At 59.4% G+C, this 20,568-nt stretch carries 15 protein-coding genes; 9 read left to right on the forward strand and 6 right to left on the reverse strand.

Going from position 1 to position 20,568, the window contains the following annotated elements; all coding sequences use genetic code 11:
* Positions 1 to 123: 123 nt before the first annotated feature.
* The 3 genes from C1719_RS00970 to purB are packed head-to-tail and all read left to right on the forward strand — an operon-like array spanning position 124 to position 2,861.
* Positions 124 to 783: a potassium channel family protein gene (locus tag C1719_RS00970; RefSeq protein WP_102373395.1), complete on the forward strand. Its 660-nt coding sequence runs from the start codon at positions 124 to 126 to the stop codon at positions 781 to 783.
* 12 nt (positions 784 to 795) lie between these two features.
* Positions 796 to 1,467 carry a potassium channel family protein gene (locus C1719_RS00975; RefSeq protein WP_102373396.1) on the forward strand — a complete coding sequence of 224 codons (672 nt, stop codon included), beginning with the start codon at positions 796 to 798 and terminating at the stop codon, positions 1,465 to 1,467.
* Between the two features lie 50 nt (positions 1,468 to 1,517).
* A complete protein-coding gene (gene purB, locus C1719_RS00980; RefSeq protein WP_102373397.1) occupies positions 1,518 to 2,861 on the forward strand; it encodes an adenylosuccinate lyase in 1,344 nt (447 codons plus the stop codon).
* 107 nt (positions 2,862 to 2,968) lie between these two features.
* Here the strand turns inward: purB and C1719_RS00985 are convergent, their stop codons facing one another.
* The 3 genes from C1719_RS00985 to C1719_RS00995 form a co-directional block, all read right to left on the reverse strand.
* The gene (locus C1719_RS00985) at positions 2,969 to 3,385 is read right to left on the reverse strand and encodes an RrF2 family transcriptional regulator (RefSeq protein ID WP_180963405.1); all 417 of its coding nucleotides are present in this window, start codon (positions 3,383 to 3,385) and stop codon (positions 2,969 to 2,971) included.
* A gap of 384 nt (positions 3,386 to 3,769) precedes the next feature.
* Positions 3,770 to 4,507, reverse strand: coding sequence for a class I SAM-dependent methyltransferase (locus C1719_RS00990; RefSeq protein WP_102373399.1), 738 nt, complete (start codon positions 4,505 to 4,507; stop codon positions 3,770 to 3,772).
* Between the two features lie 66 nt (positions 4,508 to 4,573).
* Positions 4,574 to 5,968, reverse strand: a complete 1,395-nt coding sequence (locus tag C1719_RS00995) for a twin-arginine translocation signal domain-containing protein (protein ID WP_245874228.1) — start codon at positions 5,966 to 5,968, stop codon at positions 4,574 to 4,576.
* A gap of 239 nt (positions 5,969 to 6,207) precedes the next feature.
* Between C1719_RS00995 and C1719_RS01000 the strand changes: the two genes are divergently transcribed.
* The 6 genes from C1719_RS01000 (at position 6,208) to C1719_RS01025 (ending at position 15,609) form a co-directional block, all read left to right on the forward strand.
* Complete coding sequence (locus C1719_RS01000) at positions 6,208 to 6,918, forward strand: response regulator transcription factor (RefSeq protein WP_102373401.1); 711 nt, start codon at positions 6,208 to 6,210, stop codon at positions 6,916 to 6,918.
* Between the two features lie 128 nt (positions 6,919 to 7,046).
* Positions 7,047 to 8,621, forward strand: a complete 1,575-nt coding sequence (locus tag C1719_RS15935; RefSeq protein ID WP_425439798.1) for a HAMP domain-containing sensor histidine kinase — start codon at positions 7,047 to 7,049, stop codon at positions 8,619 to 8,621.
* An 87-nt stretch (positions 8,622 to 8,708) separates the two neighbouring features.
* Entirely contained in the window at positions 8,709 to 9,581 is an 873-nt protein-coding gene (locus C1719_RS01010) for a phosphoribosylaminoimidazolesuccinocarboxamide synthase (protein WP_102373402.1), read from the forward strand.
* 99 nt (positions 9,582 to 9,680) lie between these two features.
* The gene (locus C1719_RS01015; protein WP_245874230.1) at positions 9,681 to 10,385 is read left to right on the forward strand and encodes a hypothetical protein; all 705 of its coding nucleotides are present in this window, start codon (positions 9,681 to 9,683) and stop codon (positions 10,383 to 10,385) included.
* Positions 10,386 to 10,505: 120 nt separating this feature from the next.
* Positions 10,506 to 14,219, forward strand: a complete 3,714-nt coding sequence (locus tag C1719_RS01020) for a phosphoribosylformylglycinamidine synthase (protein WP_102373404.1) — start codon at positions 10,506 to 10,508, stop codon at positions 14,217 to 14,219.
* Between the two features lie 271 nt (positions 14,220 to 14,490).
* Complete coding sequence (locus C1719_RS01025; RefSeq protein WP_102373405.1) at positions 14,491 to 15,609, forward strand: SLC13 family permease; 1,119 nt, start codon at positions 14,491 to 14,493, stop codon at positions 15,607 to 15,609.
* Between the two features lie 156 nt (positions 15,610 to 15,765).
* On the opposite strand, the gene C1719_RS01030 is transcribed toward C1719_RS01025, so the two are convergent.
* The 3 genes from C1719_RS01030 to C1719_RS01040 all read right to left on the reverse strand — a co-directional run bounded on the left by C1719_RS01030 (position 15,766) and on the right by C1719_RS01040 (position 20,232).
* Positions 15,766 to 17,409 (reverse strand): FAD-dependent oxidoreductase, encoded by a 1,644-nt coding sequence (locus tag C1719_RS01030; protein ID WP_102373406.1) that lies wholly within the window; start codon positions 17,407 to 17,409, stop codon positions 15,766 to 15,768.
* Between the two features lie 208 nt (positions 17,410 to 17,617).
* Positions 17,618 to 19,069 carry a helix-turn-helix domain-containing protein gene (locus C1719_RS01035; protein ID WP_102373407.1) on the reverse strand — a complete coding sequence of 484 codons (1,452 nt, stop codon included), beginning with the start codon at positions 19,067 to 19,069 and terminating at the stop codon, positions 17,618 to 17,620.
* Between the two features lie 2 nt (positions 19,070 to 19,071).
* Complete coding sequence (locus tag C1719_RS01040; RefSeq protein WP_102373408.1) at positions 19,072 to 20,232, reverse strand: Mbeg1-like protein; 1,161 nt, start codon at positions 20,230 to 20,232, stop codon at positions 19,072 to 19,074.
* Between the last annotated feature and the right edge of the window lie 336 nt (positions 20,233 to 20,568).

Consider the following 20,568-nt stretch of genomic DNA (forward strand, 5'->3'; position numbering starts at 1 on the left):
CTTTTGCGGGCTTTTGTATATCCTATACTGGATGCATGTTCGCGGTGTGTGCAGCGAAGCGCCGCGGCTGCAAACGTGCGGCATCGGATGTAGTATGGGTGCCGTGCAATCGAAAGGACGGAAATGAGCAATGTTATCGTCGTCGGGTGCGGCCGCGTCGGCTCGCAGCTCGCGAATATGCTATCCGACAACGGAAGCAACGTCTGCGTGATCGACCGCAATCCCGATGCCTTCGCCAATCTGGGCCGCAACTTCAACGGCTCGATGCTGCAGGGAATCGGATTCGATGAGGAAACGCTTGTCAAAGCTGGCATCGAGGAATGCGACGTCGTGGCGGCCGTTACGCAGCTCGACAACACGAACCTCATGGTGGCCGAGGTTGCGGGGCGCCTGTTCGGCGTGCCCCATGTTATCGCGCGCCTGTACAACCCCGACCATGAGCGCGCCTACATGCAGCTCGGCATCGACTATGTGTGCGGGACGTCGCTTGTGGCCGAAGACGTGTTCTCGAAGGTTGTTGCGGGGCACGGAAGCCACCTCGACACGTTCGGGGAATTCGAGGTGCTGCGCTTCTCCTTGAACCTCAACGGGCTGGGAAAGAAGACCATTCGCGTATCCGAAATGGAGCGGGATCACGAAGTGCGCATCATCGCGTTCGAGCGTGGCGACGGATCGGCAAGCTCGATTCCCACGCGCGACAGCATCCTCTACCATGGCGATACGATTCTCGCATGCGTGCGCCACGAGCTTATCGATTCGTTCTCCCAGTACATCCAGGATTAGGGCAGGTGCACCATGTATATTGTGATTGTCGGAGGCGGTAAGGTGGGCGAGTACCTCGCCACCGTTTTGCTGCAAAGCGGAAACGACGTTGCGGTTATCGACGAGAACCTGCAAACCGCCGACCGTCTTTCGGTTACGCTGCAGGGTCGCTATCTCGTTATCCACGGCGATGGATGCGATTCGAAGTACCAGGAGGATGCGGGTATCCGGAAAGCCGATATCTTCGTTGCGACCACCGGACAGGACGACGATAACCTCGTCTCGTGCGAGATCGCTCAGCGCGTGTTCAACGTGCCGCGCTGCATAGCCCGCGTCAACAGCCCGAAGAATCTGCGCATCTTCCGCGAGGTCGGGATCGAATGCGTATCGTCGACCACGCTCATCGCCAATCTCATCGAAGAGGAAGCCCTGCTCGGCAGCGTGAGCATTGCCTCGTCGCTTTCGCACGGCAACGTCATGCTCTCCGAAATAGCCGTGCCTCGCATGAAATATCACAGCAACGAGGCGGGCATCGCCGTCGAGGACATACCCTTGCCGCAGGGCAGCTTGATCGCTGCGGTATCGACGCCCGACGATGTGGAGGTCGCAACGCCGGGGACGTTGCTCTACCCCGGGGACAAGGCGATTGTGGTCGTCGACAGCGATATGGTCGACGAGGTGCGGATGGTGTTCAAAACTTTGTAGTATCCTGTAACGGTCAGGTAAACGGAACGCTTGAAGGGAAACACCTAGCCATGATTGGTCGCTATACGCGCCCCGAAATGGGCGCCATCTGGTCGATGCACAACAAGTTCTCCATTTGGAAAGAGATCGAGGTGCTGGCATGCGAGGCCCAGGCCGAACTCGGCAAGTCCGGCATCACGAAGGAAGAGGCCGCGTGGATTCGCGCGCACGCCGATTTCACGGTCGAGCGCATCGATGAGATAGAGAAGGTGACGAACCACGACGTTATCGCCTTCACGACGAACATGGCCGAATACATCGACGCCGACGTGCCCGAGGGTAAAGAGCCTCCGAGCCGATGGGTGCACTATGGCATGACGTCGTCGGATCTTGGCGATACGGCGCTTTCCTACCAGATCACCCAGGCGATCGACATCATCATCGCCGATGTGAAGCGGCTCGGTGAAACTTGCAAGCGCCGTGCATTCGAATTCCAGAATGTGCTATGCGTGGGTCGCACGCACGGCATTCACGCCGAGCCGATGACCTTCGGCATGAAGTTCGGCAGCTGGGCGTGGGCGCTGAAGCGCGCGCAAACGCGCATGGAGGAAGCCCGTGCGGTTGCTGCGACCGGCGCTATCTCCGGTGCAGTGGGAACCTATTCGAGCATCGACCCGTTCGTCGAGCAGTACGTGTGCGAAAAGCTCGGGCTCGCCCCCGATCCGCTTTCGACCCAGGTGCTTGCGCGTGATCGCCACGCCCAGGTCATGACCGCCCTTGCGGTGACGGCTTCCACGCTCGAATCCATTGCGATGCAGGTGCGCCTTCTCCAGCAGTCCGATGTGATCGAGGCCGAGGAGCCGTTTGCGAAGGGACAGAAGGGCTCGTCTGCCATGCCTCACAAGCGCAACCCCATCACCGCCGAGCGCGTGTGCGGGCTTGCACGTGTGGTCAAGAGCAATGCGCAGGTAGCTCTTGACGATGTCGCTTTGTGGTACGAGCGCGACATTTCGCATTCGGGTGCAGAGCGCGTCGCGCTCGCCGATAGCTTCATCGCCCTCGACTACATGTTCGGGAAGATGCAGTGGATGCTCGACGGCCTGCAAACGTATCCCGCGAAGATGGAGCACAACCTCAATCGCACACGCGGCCTCATCTTCTCGTCGAAGGTGCTTTTGGCCCTTGTCGATACGGGGATATCCCGTGAAGACGCCTACGTGATCGTACAGCGCAACGCCATGAAGGTGTGGGAAGATATCCAGAATGCCGTGGACGGCCCCACTTACCGAGAGCGGCTTGAGTCCGATCCCGAAGCGAACCTTTCGAAAGAAGTGCTCGACGAGATTTTCGATCCATGGGATTTTCTCACGCGCAAGGATGTTGTGTTCGACCGGCTGCAAGAGCTGGAGTTTTAGCAACACGCAATAATTACGCGAACGGATGTTTCACGTGAAACATCCGTTCGTTTTTTGTGCAGCGGGTGCGATTGGAAGCGAGATTTGGCTTCTGTATGCCGGGCTCGCTAATTTGTGCACGCCATCGGCTTTTGGCTGGCGATTTCTTCGATGGTTGTGCTGGCGAGGTATTTTTCGAACTCCGATTGGATGGTTTGGTAGGTTCCCTGGATGAGCTTAGCCGCTTCTTGGTTCGGCACGTTGTCGAAGTTGTCGTTATCGGGCAGGTTGGGTTCGTCTCCCATGGCGCGCGCAAGATCGTACAGGCTTATGTTGCTGGGGCTTTTCATGAGGGAATAGCCGCCGTACTTCCCGCTTTGCGCTTCGAGGATGGAGGCCTGCCTGAGGCGAATCGCAATCTGGACAAGCAAATCGCGGGGGATGTGCATCGCTTCCGAAATTTCGCGTGAGGAGCACTGTTCGTTTCTGAGCGCAAGGTAGAGCACTGCCCTTATCGCATAATCCGTCGTCGCTTTTATCCGCATCGCCTTGCTCCCTTCTGCGCGAGGATGTAGCCGCTGCGCATTCCGATCGGGTGATGACTCGTCACGAGAGCACGCGAGCGGGTAGCGCCCAGCTGTCGAAGCCTCTTGTTGTCTAAGTTGTCCGGTGGATGCGCCTGCTTTCGAGATGGCCGAAAGGTGCGACATCATCATAATCTTATTGTATACGTAACCAATAAGCACATGTCAATAATTATTTACGGCAATGCATATATAAGCAAAAAAATAATCTAACTGCGCCGTCCCGTGCATCCGCAGGCGATGGAATGGCGGCTGCTCGCAGACCGGTGCGATGCGAGCGGGATAAACCAGATGAGCATCCGATTGGCGTGCGCCCGCGTTTGGGCAAACGCTTAAGGGCGGGACTCAGGCGCGTTTTGCCGCCCTTACGAGAAGCATCATGGGGCGGCGAAGCTCGTCCTTCATTTCGGGTACGGCGTCGAGCATCTCATCGGTCGGTTCGGGCTCGACGATGGCTTCGAGGGAGAATCCCGCGTCGATGAGGCTTTGCAGGTACGTGGTAAGGGTCTTGTGGTGCTTCGCGACCTGCTCGCCGAGAAACACGGCATCGCGCCAGCCTTCGGAAAAGTAGCGATCGACGGGCCAGTGCAGCTTGGCGCCGTCATCGCCGTAAAACCAATCCTGCGTTCCGTATGCGGTGAACACGGGGTGTTCGACGGAGAAGGCGAACGTGCCTTCGGGGGCGAGCCAATCGTACACGGAGCTGCATACGGCTGCGAAGGATTCGACGTAGTGAAGGGCGAGCGAGCTGATGACGGCATCGAAGCTTTCCGCATCGAACGAAAGATCTTCGATTGCGGCCCTTTTGTAGACCACGTCGGGGCAATCGGTCATCTCGCGTGCCTTCTCGAGCATTTTTTCCGAGATGTCGGTTCCCAGAACCGTCTTCGCTCCCTGCTCGGCGGCGTAGATGCAGTGCCATCCGAACCCGCATCCCATATCGAGTACGCGTTTGCCTGCAAAATCGGGCAGGAGCTTTCTGAACTCATGCCACTCGCCTGCAGCCGTCAAGCCCCCGACCGAGCGGGGAAACGCGCAGTACTTTTCGAAGAACGCTTCGTCGTCGTACTTGTTCTCTTTCATAAGGCCTCCTTATGCGGTGCGGGGTGCCGGCGGGAATCGGGCGAAACCAATTGCAGCGGGCTTTGGCTACGCAAGGGCGATAGGGGCCCAAACGCGCACGCGGCACAGTTTCTTCTTCGTGCCGTCGACCGCGGTGTCGTTGATGTTCGTGTAGGTGACGAACGTCGATGTCGAACCGGTGGTGGCAAGGTAATCGCCGTAGTCGTCGTGGCCGCTTTCGAGCGGCAGGGCGAAATACGTAAGCGATCCTATATCGACGCCGCAGACGGAGTAAGTCGATTTCACGATGAACCAGCCGTTGCTCCAGGAAGGCGCGGCGGTGGGCGTGCGGGTGAACCGATACCAGGAAAGCCCCTCGTAGTCTTCGGTTCCGTGGGATTGAGCCGGCGTGTACGTGCCGAGGTTCGCTATGCCTCCGCCGTAGTTGTAGATGGCGTCGAACATGAAGGTGAACCCGTTGTCGCCGTAGCCTGCTTCGAGCGGCTTCATCGAAGTTGGAAGCACGAGCTTGTCGCGCACCTCGCATGAATCGGCATCGAGCAAAGTGAGCTGATGGTTGACCGATGACGTATTGGTGCGGGGTGTGATGACGATACCGTCCAGAGATGCATAGGGCGGCGTGCTCATGCGCCCGGTCGAGGAATATACCACTTCGGCCGTGGAGCCGGAGCCGAATCGCGCGCGTTTGAGCAGGGAGTCCTCGGCGGTTTTTTTGCCGCCGAGCGCGGGAAGCACCTGCCAAAACGCGTTCATGCCGACCGCGGCGAGAGTAGGGGTCTCCCAACCCGAATCGCCTTCGTCGACAAGCATCGGCGAGCCGAGCACGCCGTCGTTGAGCGATGCGGTGTAGATGCGCCAGATGCCGTCGAGAATGTTCGCTTCAGTCCAGATGAGCCCTTGCTCGCTTGCTCGAACATCGTAGATATCAAAGCCTTCGGATTGACCGACCGCCTCTTCGAGAACCGTTGCGAGCTCTCCGCTTCCCAGATAGAGCAAGGCGATGTAGGCGAGCGGCTTTGCCGTTTCTTCGGTGGGAAGAAGGCAAGCGGCAATCGAATCGTTGTTGTTCCACAGAAGGGCGCCGTAGGGAAGATCGAAGCTGCCCACCAAGCTGACGTAGTTGGCGAGATCGTCTTCGGCGATGGCCGCCTGGTCGTCGCCGAGGACCGAAACGGCATTTTCGGGCACCTCGAGAACCGAAATGCTCTCTTCGTCGGCACTGGGCTGGGCTGCGCTGTAAAGTGCGAAGCCTCCTCCGGCAAGGACAGCAGCGGCTCCGACGCCAACCGCTCCGTAAAGGAAATGACGGCGAGTGATCAGCGTTTGGCCGTGCGAGGATTGCGGGGGCGTTGCCTTCGGCATTCTAGTCGGCTGCTTCGGCTTGCTCCTCGCATACGCCCGCTTCGCATTCATCTGCTTGGCGTGCGCGCGCTTCGCATGTGTGGGTCTGCGTTCAGGCACGGTTCGACTTTCCTATACAACGGGGCCTCGGTGAATTACGCGCAGGTCGTGCGCTTGAACTCGGCAAATGCCCCCGTACAACGTTTGCGTTACTTTGCACGTTTATTGTGTCATTTACCATACGGCTTAGAGGCGAAAACGCATCAATTGCTACAATAAACGCAAACACGGTCCCGCCTACGTACTTCGTGCGGATTACCAGCGGAAATGACTGAACCGATGAGCTTGAGGAGATATCCATGAGCAACGAAACGCGACGTATTTTATTGGTCGAGGACGAGAAGGCTATCCGCGATGCGGTGACGGCTTACCTCGAGCGTGAGAACTACTGGGTCACAGCTGTCGGAGACGGCCAAGAGGCCTTGGAAGAGTTTTCGAAGCACCATTTCGATCTGGTCATCCTTGACCTGATGCTTCCCCGTGTCCCGGGTGAGCGCGTATGTCGCGCCATCCGCGACAACTCCGATGTGCCGATCATCATGCTGACCGCCAAGGGCGAGGTCGAAGATCGCATCATCGGCCTTGAGCTCGGCGCCGACGACTACCTTGTCAAGCCGTTCAGCCCCCGCGAACTTGTTGCGCGCTCCCGCGCGCTGCTGCGCCGCGTGCATGCCGATTCCGAACCTCAGCGCGAAGTGCTCGAGTTCGGCGAGTTGACGATCGACGTGTCGGGCCACAAAGTGCTTGTCAACGGCGAAGAAATCGATCTGACCGCCAGCGAGTTCAAATTGCTCACTACGCTGTCCCGCTATCCGGGTCGCGTGTATTCGCGCATGGAGCTTGTGGAAAAGGTGCTCGGCTACGATTTCGAGGGCTACGAGCGCACGATCGACTCGCATGTGAAGAACCTGCGCGCCAAGATCGGCGACAACCCGCGCAACCCCAAGTGGCTGCATACGGTGCACGGCGTGGGCTACCGCTTCGAAGATCCCACTAAAGCCGGCCAGTAAGCACGTACTCGGTGGTCAAAAGAGATAATATAGCCGCCGATCCTGACGGCGGCGCGACCCGCCCCCGCTTTTGGTCGAACCTGACGTACACGACCCGCCTGACGGTGTCGTTCGCCGCGATCGCCGCCATGACGGCGCTCGTGGCGATTGGCGTGCTCTCGTTCGTGTGGGAGCAGCATTTCCAGGCTTACACCGAAGCCAATCTGAAGAACACCGCGAGCAGCATCGCGAGCGGGGTCGCCAGGCAGTACGCCGAGCACGGCGGTTACTACGATCCCGATGGGAGCGTGAACAACGAGGTAACCTCGTCGGCTCGATACGTGTACGAGAATTCGAAGGGCGTCGGTATCGTCGTGTACGATACGGTCAACCATCAAACGATATGGGATAGCACGCTTATAGATACCTCAAGCGACGAGGGCGGCAATTCCGATGGACAAGCGCAGGTGCCCACCGGCGTCGATTCCGACGCCCAGTCAGGCGATGTCCCCGCAGACGATCAGGCTGCCGGAGGTACTCCGCAAGGCGATGCGACCGACGCTGCTTCCGGCGAGCAGGCCTCCGGTCAAGCAGACCAAGGCGCCGATGCGAAGACGAATATACTGAAGCAATCGCTCAAACCGTCCGACAACTACGTCGAAGTACCGATCAAAGTCGACAACGAAAAGATCGGATCGGTATCGGTGTGGGTGTACGGTTCGAACACCCTGCTGCTTCCCCAAGATGTCGAGTTCCGCGAAAAATCGTATCAGGCGATGTTCTTCGCCGCAGCTATCGCAATCATCCTTGCTCTGTGCATCGGCTTTCTGTTCGCGCGCAATCTGGTGCGGCCGATCAACCGCATGACGAAAACGGCGAAGGCCATCAAAGAGGGGGATATGTCGGCCCGCACCGAAATGCACGGCGACGATGAGATATCCCGCCTTGGCGAAACGTTCGACGAGATGGCCGAGTCGGTCGAGAAAGACCGCGAGCTCGAGCGCCGCCTCACGACCGACGTTGCCCACGAACTGCGCACGCCGCTCATGGCCATCCAATCGACGGTCGAGGCAATGGTCGACGGCGTGTTCGAAGCCGATACCGAACGCCTTGAAACGGTGAATTCGGAAGTGCAGCGCTTGAGCCGTCTCGTGGATGCCCTGCTGAAGCTTTCGCGGCTCGAAAACCGTTCGACGCCCATGAAGGAGGAGGTCGTTGACGTGGGATCGCTTATAGCGGGCATCGTTTCCACGCATGACGCTTTCGTCAACGATTCGGGCCTTTCGATGGAATTCCATGCTCAGCCGGGTGTGTACGTATACGGCGACGCGGATATGATCAGGCAGGCAACCGCCAACCTCATATCCAATGCCGTGCGCTATACTCCCGAAGGCGGACACATCACGGTTAACGTCAAAAAAGGCGATATCATGGCCTCGATTGCGGTCAAGGACACCGGCATCGGCCTTTCGCCCGAAGAGGCGAAGATGGTGTTCTCGCGGTTCTGGCGCGCCGATGCGGGTCGCAACCGCGAAAGCGGCGGCCTCGGAGTGGGGCTTGCGGTTGTGAAGGAAATCGTGGATCGTCACGGCGGTTGGGTGCACGTCGAGGGCAAGCCCAACGAGGGGGCAACGTTCACGATCTACATCCCGCTCTATGATGAAAACAGGGTGAAAAACCGAGCCAAAAACAAAGAAAAGTCGAAGTCGCGCCCGAAGAAGTAACCCATCATGCTATCGTGTCCAATTATGGTGGATTGCAAACGCATACCCGGTATCAAACGGAGCCTTTAGGAAGGAAGATCAAGCGACATGTCCGGAATCGACATCAAGCCCGATGCGCAGGGAAAAGTGCGCGACCTGTACGATCTCGGCGACAAGCTGCTGCTCGTCGCGTCGGATCGAATCTCGGCGTTCGATTACATTCTCGAGGATGAGATTCCCTACAAAGGGCAGGTGCTCACGCAGCTTTCGTGCTTCTGGTTCGAGCTGCTTGACGGCGTGATCGAAAACCATCTGATTTCCGCTGACGTCAAAGATCTGCCCGAGCAGTTCAAGCCCTATGAAGACTATCTGCGTGGGCGGTTCATGCTGGTGAAGAAGGCCGATATGTTCCCGGTGGAATGCATCGTGCGCGGTTATCTTGCGGGCAGCGGCCTGAAGGAGTACGAGCGTGAGGGCACGGTGTGCGGCATAGAGCTTCCGCAGGGCCTTGTGAATTCTTCCAAGCTCGAAACCCCCATCTTCACGCCTTCGACCAAGGCCGAGATCGGCGATCACGACGAGAACATCAGCTTCGAGCGCACGGCTGAGCTCATCGGCGACGAGGCGGCTGCGGCGCTGCGCGACCTGTCGATCAAGGTGTATTCCACGGCTCGCGACCATGCGGCCGCCCAGGGAATCATCATCGCCGATACGAAGTTCGAGTTCGGGCGCGTAGACGGCAAGATCATCCTCGGCGACGAGGTGCTCACCCCCGATTCGTCGCGTTTCTGGGCCGTTGACACCTACGCGGAAGGACAAGAGCAGCCGAGCTTCGATAAGCAGTTCGTCCGCAATTGGCTCAACGACAACTGGGATCGTACGGGCAATCCGCCCCGCCTTCCGCAGGATGTCATCGAGAAGACGAGCGAGAAGTACATCCAGGCGTATGAGCGCATTACCGGGCGTACGTTCGAGAAGTAGATACCGCCGCGATGTCGTTCGGTGCGCTGAGCGCACGGGCGGCGGATGCGAGCAAGAGCACAACGAGGGAGTTTTACTGCAATGAGTCAAAGAAACCCGATGAACGATCGCTACACGACTGACGACCGTAAGGGCCAGACGCGTAAGAGCGCGGCGAAGATGAAGCCGAAGACCAAAGCCGCTTCGACGGTGCACGTTCAGAGCACGACGAAGACGAAGCAGCAGAAAAAGGCCGAGCAGAAAGCCGCTCGCCAGAAGCAGTCGCAGGTTGATCGCAAGTACTACAATCCTCCGACGCAGGAATACAAGAAGCTTCGCCGCCTGTGGTGGATCCTGCTGGTTGCCGCCATCGCCATGACGGCGTTCTCGTGGTTCGCCCGTTCGCTGTTCCCGAACAACGAGATGGTGAGCTTCGTCGCCCTCGGAATGGCATACGTGCTGATCATCGCCGCACTGTACGTGGACTTCTCGAAGATCCGAAAGGTTCGTCGCGCCTATCAGGAAGAGATGGAGTCCAAGAAGACCAAAGAGGTCCGCGCCGCCGAAAAGCAGGCGAAGGCTGCAGCTCAGGCGAAGGCTGAAAAGTCCAAGGACGAAACGCCCGCCGTCGAAGCTCCGAAGAAGCGCAGTTTGTTCGGCAGCGGGTTCCGGTTGTCGAAGGCGGAATCCGCTAAAGAGGAGAAGAAGGCCGAGAAGGCTCCCGCCAAGACGTCGGGCGATGCGGCGAATGCCGATTCGACCGAGGGCAACAGCATCATCGGCAAAATCAAGAAGGGCAGCGAAGCTAAGGATTCGGCGAAATAGCAGACCGCCCTGGCAGAAACGCGTTCGGGCGAGAGGGTCAGCGGAGCAGCCATCCGAGCAGGCCGAACCTGGACGTGCATTCACATCGGTATGCATGACGAGGAAGGTAGGAGCTCATTCATGGTTTCTCGTGTCTACGTGGAGAAGAAACCCGGTTTCGACGTTGAGGCCCAGCAACTCTGTTCGGAACTGCACAGCATTCTGGGCATCGACGGGCTTGCGGGCCTTCGGCTGGTAAACCGCTACGACGTCGAAGGCATTTCAGACGAGCTGTTCGCCCAGTGCGTCCCCACCGTGTTCAGCGAGCCTCAGTCGGATATCGCTGCGACCGAGATGCCCGATGCGGATGGAGCGGTCGTCTTCGCGGTCGAGTACCTTCCCGGGCAGTTCGACCAGCGTGCCGATTCGGCAAGCGAATGCATTCAACTCATCAGCCAGGGCGAGCGTCCCGAGGTGCGCAGCGCCAAGGTGTACATGCTTGCAGGCGATTTGACCGAGGCGGACGTAGAGGCCATCAAGCGCTACGTCATCAACCCTATCGAGGCGCGCGAGGCATCGCTTGAGATGCGCGAGACGCTGCATATGGCTCAGCCGGTTCCTGCGATGGTCGAGACGGTGGATGGCTTCCTCGGGCTTGACGAAGCGGGCCTTGCGTCTTTCATCGCCGAGCGCGGCCTTGCGATGGACCTTGCCGATATAGTGTTCTGCCAGCAGTATTTCGCCGAAGAGGGCCGAAACCCCACGATCACCGAAATCAAGATGATCGATACTTACTGGTCGGATCATTGCCGCCACACGACGTTCGGCACCGAGCTCAACGTGCACACCATCGATGACGAAGCGGTGCGGGCGGCGTTCGAGAAGTATCTTGCCATGCGCCACGAGCTCGGTCGCGACGAGAAGCCCATCTGCCTTATGGATATGGGCACTATCGGCGCGCGCTACCTCAAGGCGAAGGGCATTCTCACCGATTTGGACGAATCGGAAGAGATCAATGCATGTACGGTGAAGATCACGTGCGATGTGGATGGCGAAGAGCAGGAGTGGCTCTATCTGTTCAAGAACGAAACGCACAACCATCCCACCGAAATCGAGCCGTTCGGGGGTGCTGCTACGTGCGTGGGCGGAGCCATTCGCGATCCGCTTTCGGGCCGCAGCTACGTCTATCAGGCCATGCGCGTAACCGGCGCGGCCGATCCGCTCGTGCCCGTGTCAGAAACGCTTCCCGGCAAGCTGCCGCAGCGCAAGCTCGTGACCACGGCTGCGGCGGGGTATTCTTCTTACGGCAACCAGATCGGCCTCGCAACGGGTCAGGTGAACGAACTGTACCATCCGGGCTACGCGGCCAAGCGCATGGAGATCGGTGCGGTGGTGGGGGCGACGCCGGCTGACCATGTGCGTCGCGAGACGCCGGCACCCGGCGATGTGATCGTGCTTCTGGGCGGTCGCACGGGCCGCGACGGCATCGGGGGAGCGACAGGGTCTTCCAAGGCGCATACGCTGGGAAGCCTTGAGAGCTGCGGTGCCGAAGTGCAGAAGGGAAACGCGCCTGTCGAGCGCAAGATCCAGCGTTTGTTCCGTCGCGGTGATGCCTGCCGCTTGATCAAGCGCTGCAACGACTTCGGGGCGGGCGGCGTATCGGTTGCGGTCGGCGAGCTGGCCGACGGTCTGAGCATCGACTTGAACCAGGTTCCCAAGAAGTACGACGGCCTCGACGGCACCGAGCTCGCCATTTCCGAGAGCCAGGAGCGCATGGCCGTGGCGCTTGCCGCCGAAGATGCGGATGCGTTTATCGCACTTGCTCACGAGGAGAATCTCGAGGCGACTCCGATCGCTACGGTGACAGAGGAAGCGCGCGTTCGGATGAATTGGAACGGCGAAACCATCGTGGATGTGAGCCGCGATTTCCTTGCCTCCAACGGTGCGCCCAAGCATCAGGACGTGCATATTGCGCAAGGCGGCGCTTATGAGCGCGCATGGGAGGGCGATACGCTTTCCGAGCGCATGCATTCGCTTGTGACCGATTTGAACGTGGCATCGAACAAGGGCCTTTCCGAGCGGTTCGATTCCACCATCGGGGCTGCTACGGTGCTCATGCCGTTCGGCGGCAAGCACCAGCTGACGCCGAACATGGCGATGGTCGCCAAGCTTCCCGTCGACGGCGAAACGACCACGTGCAGCGGCATGGCGTGGGGCTTCAACCCGTATATCAGCGAGGCGAATCAGTTTACGGGCGCGTATCTGGCGGTGGTCGAGAGCGTTGCGAAGCTGGTGGCCGCTGGATTCAAGCATGAAGACGCCTATCTGACTTTGCAGGAGTACTTCGAGCGCTTGCGCGATGAGGACAAGCGGTGGGGCAAGCCCGCAGCGGCCGTGCTCGGTGCGCTTATGGCTCAGGTCGATCTGGGCATCGGTGCCATCGGCGGCAAGGATTCCATGTCAGGCAGCTTCGAGAGCCTTGATGTGCCCCCCACGCTCGTGAGCTTCGCAACGGCAGTGGGCTCGGTCGATCGCGTGACTTCGGCCGAGTTCAAGCGGGCAGGTGCGCGGGTGATCGCAGTCAAGCCGCGCTATGCCAACCTCATTCCCGAAGCGGAAAGCATGTGCGAAACGCTGACGCTGGTGGAAAAGCTGATCGGCGAAGGTGGTGCGGCGGCCGTTTCGACGCTCGGGTACGGGTGCGCTGCGGAAGCGTTGTTCAAGATGTGCGTTGGCAACGGCATCGGCATTGCGGTTGACGAGGGCGTGAAGGCCGAAAGCCTCTTCTGCCCCGCTTACGGGACGTTCGTCGTCGAGCTTGCCGAGGGTGCCGAGGCGCCTGCATCGACCGAGCTTACGACCATCGTGGCGATGGGCGAAACGAGCGCCGACTACGCGTTTTCGGCGGCGGGCGAGACGATCGACCTGGCCGAATTGCAGGAAGCGTGGGAAGGCAAGATGGAGCCCGTATTCCCGTATCGCGGTTCGGGCGAGGCAGTCGAGACGGTGAGCTGCGTCGATGCGGTTCCTCTTACGTACAACGGCGCGATCGCGAAGCCGCGCGTCATCATCCCCGTGTTCCCCGGCACCAACTGCGAATACGATACTGTGCGCGCGTTCGAGCGCGCGGGGGCGGTGGCCGATGTTCTCGTGGTGAACAACCTCACACCCGACCGCGTTGCAGAAAGCACCGAAGCGCTGGTGAAGGCTATCAAGAACAGCCAGATCATCATGTTGCCCGGGGGCTTTTCGGGCGGCGACGAGCCCGATGGTTCCGCGAAGTTCATCACCGCGTTCTTCCGCGCACCTGCGGTGACCGAGGCGGTGCGCGATCTGTTGCAGAATCGCGACGGTCTCATGCTCGGCATTTGCAACGGGTTCCAGGCGCTCGTAAAGCTGGGCCTGGTGCCCTTCGGCGACATCCGCCCGATGGACGAAACCTGCCCGACGCTCACGTACAACTCGATCGGGCGGCACCAGAGCCGCCTCGTGCGCACGCGGGTCGCATCGAGCCTGTCGCCGTGGCTTTCGCGCTGCAAGGTGGGCGATGTGCACACCGTTGCCATCAGTCACGGCGAAGGCCGTTTCGTTGCATCGCCCGAGCTTGTCAAGCAGATGAAGGCGGCGGGGCAGATAGCCACGCAGTACGTCGATGCAGATGGCGTGCCGTCGATGGACCTTTCGGTGAACCCCAACGGGTCGATGCTCGCGATCGAGGGCATCACGAGTCCCGATGGCCGCATCTTCGGCAAGATGGGACACACCGAGCGCAGCGGCAACGGACTGTACAAGAACGTTCCCGGCGATCTGTACCAGCCGCTTTTCGAAGGCGGCGTCGGCTACTTCATCGACTAAAGGCGGAATCTCGCATTCCGGATTGTGAAACGAGGGGCTCGCATGGCGGGCCCCTTTGCTCGCCATGAAACACGAACAAATGTTTCACGTGAAACATTTGGCGTTGTTTCGCGGATATGCGAGTTTTCGAGCAGGCGTTCTTGCTGCGGTCGCATATGTGTTTTAGTGTATTCTTCTTCGCGTGAATTGCTGCATGGAATCGGTTGACGAAAGAGGGGTGGGCATGAAATGAGGTCGAGGGCGTCAGTTCTTTTTTGCGAAAGGGCCACCCGTGCTTGATAGGCTGATCTCGTTCTTCCGCTCCGAGGCGGTGCTGTGCATCGCCGCTGTATGCGCGCTTGCTTCGGCGGCGTTCGTTCCGCCTGATGCCGAATATGCATCCTACATTGATACGCGAGTGCTCATAATGCTCTTCTGCCTGATGGCGGCTGTTGCAGGATTGAAACGCGCCGGCTTGTTCGCGGCGCTTGCGCAGAAGCTTCTTGAGGGCAAGCGACCTATGCGCGTCGTCATGCTTACGCTCGTCATGCTCCCGTTTTTCGTTTCGATGCTCGTTACCAACGACGTCGCTCTGATCGCGTTCGTGCCGTTTGCGGTTCTCGTGCTGACCCATGCCGGGCAAGAGCGGCATCTCGCGTGGGTGATCGTGCTTCAGACGATCGCGGCGAATCTCGGCGGCATGGTAACGCCGATCGGCAATCCGCAAAACCTGTTTCTCTATACGTACTTTTCGATTTCGCTGGGCGATTTTCTGCGGGCGCTGCTTCCGTTCGCGGCGCTTTCACTGGTTGTCCTGGGTGCGGCATCGGTTGCCTGGGGCAGGGGGGCGGCAGATGTTGCCCTTCCGCTTAAGCGATCGGGCATTGATCGCCGGCGTGCCATCGTCCACGGTGCGCTGTTTGCGCTTTCGCTGCTTGCGGTGCTTCGCGTGATCGAGCCGCTCGCGTTGCTTGCGGTAGTCGTGTGCGCGCTCGTCCTGATCGACCGACCGATATTCAAGCAGGTTGATTACGGGCTCTTGCTGACGTTCGTTTGCTTCTTCGTGTTTGCCGGCAACATGGGGCGCATCGAAGCGGTGCGCGATCTGCTCGAGTCGCTCATGGGATCCCATCCGCTGCTGACGTCGGTTGCGGCGAGTCAGGTTATCAGCAACGTGCCCGCTGCCGTTCTGCTGTCGGGGTTTACGGAAAACTGGCAGAGCCTGCTCATCGGCGTGGATCTTGGAGGTTTGGGCACGCCCATCGCTTCGCTTGCGAGTCTCATTTCGCTGCGCATTTACCTTCACGTCGATGGTGCGCGCATCGGAAGATTTGCGCTCGTATTCGGGGTAGCCAACGCCGTTATGCTTGCGATGCTGCTGGGGTTGTACGCGCTGCTGTATGTGGTGTAGCGATGCGGGGTTGGATGCCGAATTGGCCGGGGCGTTCCTGTCGTTTTGATCGGCCCGAAAGGGAATCGAGGCCGGGGTTAGCGGAGGATTCCAAGCTGCGGGCAGCATATCGATGCCGTGCTGCCCGCAGACTCATGCATTGCGTGCGTAAGGAAGCTAGTCCTCGAATCCGACTGCGTACCCGTCGATCGTCGTTCCCTTCGCGAGAGCCTGTCCGACAAGGCGCCCGTAGGTCATGCCGCGTCCGTGGCTTGTGCCCGGCAGCGTGACCGGGTAGGAGTTGGCGAAGAAATCGCCCTGCACGTTGCCGATGGCGAAAAGCCCGCCGATGGGCGTGTCTTCCTCATCGAGCACCTGCGAGTTCTGATCGACGCGGAGGCCGTAGGGCAGGGCGAGCAGCCATGCGGAGACGTTGCTCGCGTAGAACGGACCGTCCTTCACCGAGCTGAGGAAGCGCTCGGGTACGCCGAAGTCGATGTCCTCGCCGGTTTCGCAGAACGAATTGTAGCGATCGACGGTTTTTTGCAGCGCATCGTAAGGCACGCCGATGGCGTCGGCAAGCTCCTGCAGCGTCTCGCCCTTGAAGAACGCTCCATCCGCAACCGCCTGTTCGACTTTTTCTTCCAGGCCGTCGATGAACGATGCCGACTTGATAGGCTCCTGCTTCTGGGCGTGCTCGACGAAATGGGAATCCCAGATCGCCCATGCGACGCTTCCGGGCGTATTCATGCGGGCATTGGTGACGATGGGCTCGAATCCGACTTCGCAGCAGTAGCGCATGCCGTCGCGGTTGACCGTGAGCCAGCAGGTATCGAAGCCCGGTCCCATGACCGCAAGGTTGACGGGATGGATGATGGGTGCCGGATAGCAGGGCGAAAGGGCCGCGCCGATCCATTTGCCCATCGTAATGCCATCGCCCATGTTGCCGCCGACGGGGAAGTAGTCGGATTTGTCGGCGCGCAGCGCCATCGGGCAGAAGCACTCCTTCATCTCGTCGTTGTCGGTGATGCCTCCCGTTGCGAGGATGACGCCCTTCGTCGCATTGATCTTCTTATACCCATCGGCATTGCTCACCACGACGGCGGTTACCGTCCCGTTTTCCTTGATGAGCTGCTCGGCTGTGGTCTCGAATTCGAAAACGGCGCCGTTTGCCTGCGCGTTGTCGGCAACCATGCTGATGAAGTATCCGACGTTCCAGGGCTGCTCGGGAAGCGAGCTTCCTTCGGGAAGCATGAACTTGTGGGCGGTACGGAACTGCTTGAAGCGATCGTCGAGCGTATCCCAGTCGGAACGGGCCGTCATCTCGCTGTTGAGGATGACTTCGTATCCGAGTTCGTTCGCCATGTCGATGTAATAATCCATGATTTCGCCGCTGCGTTCGACGAACTGCTTGATGAGGAAGTAGTTCGCTTCGGATTGGCCCCATTGGTAGATCAGGCGTGTGGCAAGCGCTTTGTCGATGTCGACGCCTTCCTCCTTTTGAAGGGAAGAGCCGACGGCCCCGATGTCGGTGCCATGAGCCGTGATGCCTTCGAACTTTTCGACTACAAGCACACTCGCTCCCGCTTCGGCAGCGGCTTGCGCGGCGGTGCAGCCGGCGATGCCTGCGCCGATCACCACAACATCGTAGGTTTCTTCAGATGAGATGTCGGGCAGGGCGGGTGCGGGTTGGAGCCACGCGTGGGCGCCGGTCGATTCCGCTGCCCCCGAGCCGCCGCTTGACCCGGTGCCGGATGGGGCGCTTTCGGCGGGCGGGCATCCCGCGCGGTCTNAGCGACGGGAAAGTGTTTTCTCTTCCATGTTTTCCTCCTATGTTCTCTCCCTCGGAAGCGATTGCCTCCGCTGTTTCGAAGCATAGGAGCACGGTGCGATTGCAGTAAGCGCCCGAGGGGGGTGAAATGCGATAAGTTCGGTGTAACCCCTCGTGGGCTACATGCTTGCAAGAGAAACCTCTATCGGGTTGCCGTGAGCCGAGTCGAAGGTGCGATGCGTGGGGGTCGGACGGTGGCTACATGCCCCGACGTTCGCGTTCGATTCTGGCTTCAACGAGCGCGGTCGCTTCCTTCTTGGAATGGATGTCGAGTTTGGCGTAGATGCGCCGTGTGTGCGATTTCACCGTGTCGTTCGAAATGCTGAACGCTTCGCGGATGTCGGCGCGGTCTTTGCCGACGGCAAGCAAGTAGAAGATCTCCGTTTCGCGGGGCGAGAGGCCGCCCTCCGAAGCGACCAAGTCGCTGCATGTTCTGAATTCTTGTTCGAGGTTTGCGTTCTGATCGGCTTGATTCGTTTTGCGGCTTTTGCCGAACAGGAATGCGAACGCGACGACGAACAGGTACACGACCACGAGTGAGACGATGGATATCGCCTGCGATGCTTCCGAACCCAAAAGGGCCATGGCATCGCTTGCGATCGATCCGATAAGCGAGCTTCCGAGAAACGACAGCAGGCCAATGGCGACGATGATGTACGGCTTCTTGGTCGAGGCTCGTGCCTGGTCGACGCAGAAGACCCACAGAAGAAAATAGAAATAGCTATGTCCGATGGTGAAAACGACGATGGGGAGCGGCAGATCGCCAAGGAATTGCGGAAGGAGCAGGAATCCCAGGGTAAGAAGCGGAAACGATATTTGGCAGACGAGGTAGAGCTCGCTTCCCTTCTTGAAGAACACCGTTGTGATTACAAGGAGCACTCCCGCCAGTGCGATGCCGACGACGGTGGCAACGGTGACTATTTCAACCGAGCTTGCAGTGAACGAGAGGCTGACGCCTCGCATGATGCCGTAGACCAGACCAACGAGTACAGCGAGGCTGATCAGGCTCGACCCTTTTGGCGAAGATGCATTGTCGGGCTTGCGGTGCTCGTCGATGTTCGGGACGTAAGCCGTTTGAGCGTGTTTGAGCAGAAGCCCTGCGCCAAGCGGCATAACGACCGCGGCAATTTGGGCCAGCAGAATGGGCAGGGCCATGACGATGCTGAAGAATACCGCGGTCATAAACGAATAGATAGCCATGTCGAACAAAACGCGACGAGGCTCAAGATGCGAGAGGTGATCGCCCCATACGAGAAACGCCAACCCGCTTCCGATTCCCGTAAACACGGCTCCGCAGAAGGCGAAGGGTAGCGGATCGGTTGCTTCGGAGGAGTAGGCGAGACAGGCCGTGCCGGCGGCCATAAGCAGATGGCATGCCCACAGCGTTGCCGACTGCGCTATCGGAAGCGAGCTTTTCTTCAAGGCGAGCGCAATCGCGAACGTGACGATGGTGATCAGAAGGGAGATTGTCCAAACCTGATGCTGCGAGGGAAAGGGGAGCTGCAGCATCGAGGCAGGGGCGAGCGCGGGCGCGGCGAATACAACCTGAAGCCATGCCCAAAACAGTCCCATGCCCAGAAGGCGGGCAGGATGACGGCGCGTTTCGTCGGCTGCTATTTCGATGAAGCCTTTTACGTCGCCCGAAGCCATGGTTATTTCCCCTTTCCGCCGAGCATGACCGTCACGTCGCGACCGAAGCGGCGAAGAACGATCTCCGAGAGCCGCTTGATGGCTTCGGTAAGGATCGTGCGGGCGGGTTCGCCGGTGTTCTTGTTCGCATCCATGAGAAGCTGCACGGTTTTCGCGCCGCCGCTCAGGATATCGGTGGCGTTTTCCGCGCCCGATGCGGCGATGGCCTCGAACATCGCATCGACGATGACGGCGAGCTCTTCATCGGAAAACGATCCGAGCCATTCGGTTATCACCTGATCAGTGAAGCGGGCGCTGTCGGAGATGCTGTCGACGAACGCGAATCGATCGCCGTTTAGCTGCCAGGTGAATCCGCTATGGGCGTTGATCCCCTTCGCATCGCTTGCGACGACGCGGTAGTTCTCATGCGATTCCATGAGCATGCCCACGATCGAATCGACGGGAACGATCTTGACGATGCGGTCTTTCAGCTTCGCGTATTCCTCGCCGGTGAAAACCGATGGCTTGAATCCCGGTCCGTCGAAATCGTACACGCGCTCTATGCGGGCCTGCACTTTCGGATCGGCGTTGATGGCGGCGTAGACGGCGAGGTTGCCCCCTTTCGAGTGGCCTCCGAGCATCAGGCGCTTCGGCAGGCCCCCCGATGCCGATTCAACGTAGCGGACAGCCTGGTCTTGTGCAGGAACCGGGCAGGTGAACGCCATGTTGAAATCTTCCTTCCAACCGGTAAACGAGCTGTCGGTGCCGCGAAAACCAAGGAATGCGAATTCCTTTTTGTGCACGAACGCCATTGCGGCGAACTGCGTTTGGCGTTCGGTGTCGAAGAGGCTCAGGTAGTCGCGAATGACGATATCGCGGAAACGAGGGCTGGCGGCAAGAGCGATAAGCAGATCCTTCGTTCGCTTCGGCACGAGGCCGATGAACATGCGGTCGAAGAATTCGGCTCGCAGCGCATCGCGGAACGTCACGCCCCGGCCGCTCGGCGAGAACAGGTTTTCCACAATCGTGCCTATATCGGCGAACAGGCTCTTCTCTTTGAGGCTCGGCGCGATGTCATCGAAGCGGGCCATGCAGATTTCCGAGAGAACGAGCGCGTCCACTTCGCCGAATGGTTTCTCGTCGAAGGTGGCGAATTCGGTTTCCAGATAGTCGAGTATGTTCATAGACGCTTTCCGATCCTTGAGCTTCATGACGATGCCGAATGTGCAGATGCGGTATTGTGCCGGCGCTGTGCGCTTGCGTTCGCGCGCGGGTTCCCGAATACATTATCGATGCAGTGCCTATGATGACACAAGCGGTGAAAAAGGTCTTGGGACTTGCTTTCGATAGGTGCTTTCAGGTGTAAAGGGCGGTGGGTCGCCGTATGGCACCGCGTCGGAGACAGCGCGGTTGCGCTTTCCGCACCCCGATGCCCCCTGTGGCGGCGCGACCTTCTGCATCAGCATCCCGTCAAGTCGGGAAGGCTTTGTTTACCAGCAACTTTACTGCGCCATGAACAA

The sequence above is a fragment of the Raoultibacter massiliensis genome, from assembly GCF_900199545.1.
Classification (GTDB): Bacteria; Actinomycetota; Coriobacteriia; order Coriobacteriales; family Eggerthellaceae; genus Raoultibacter; species Raoultibacter massiliensis.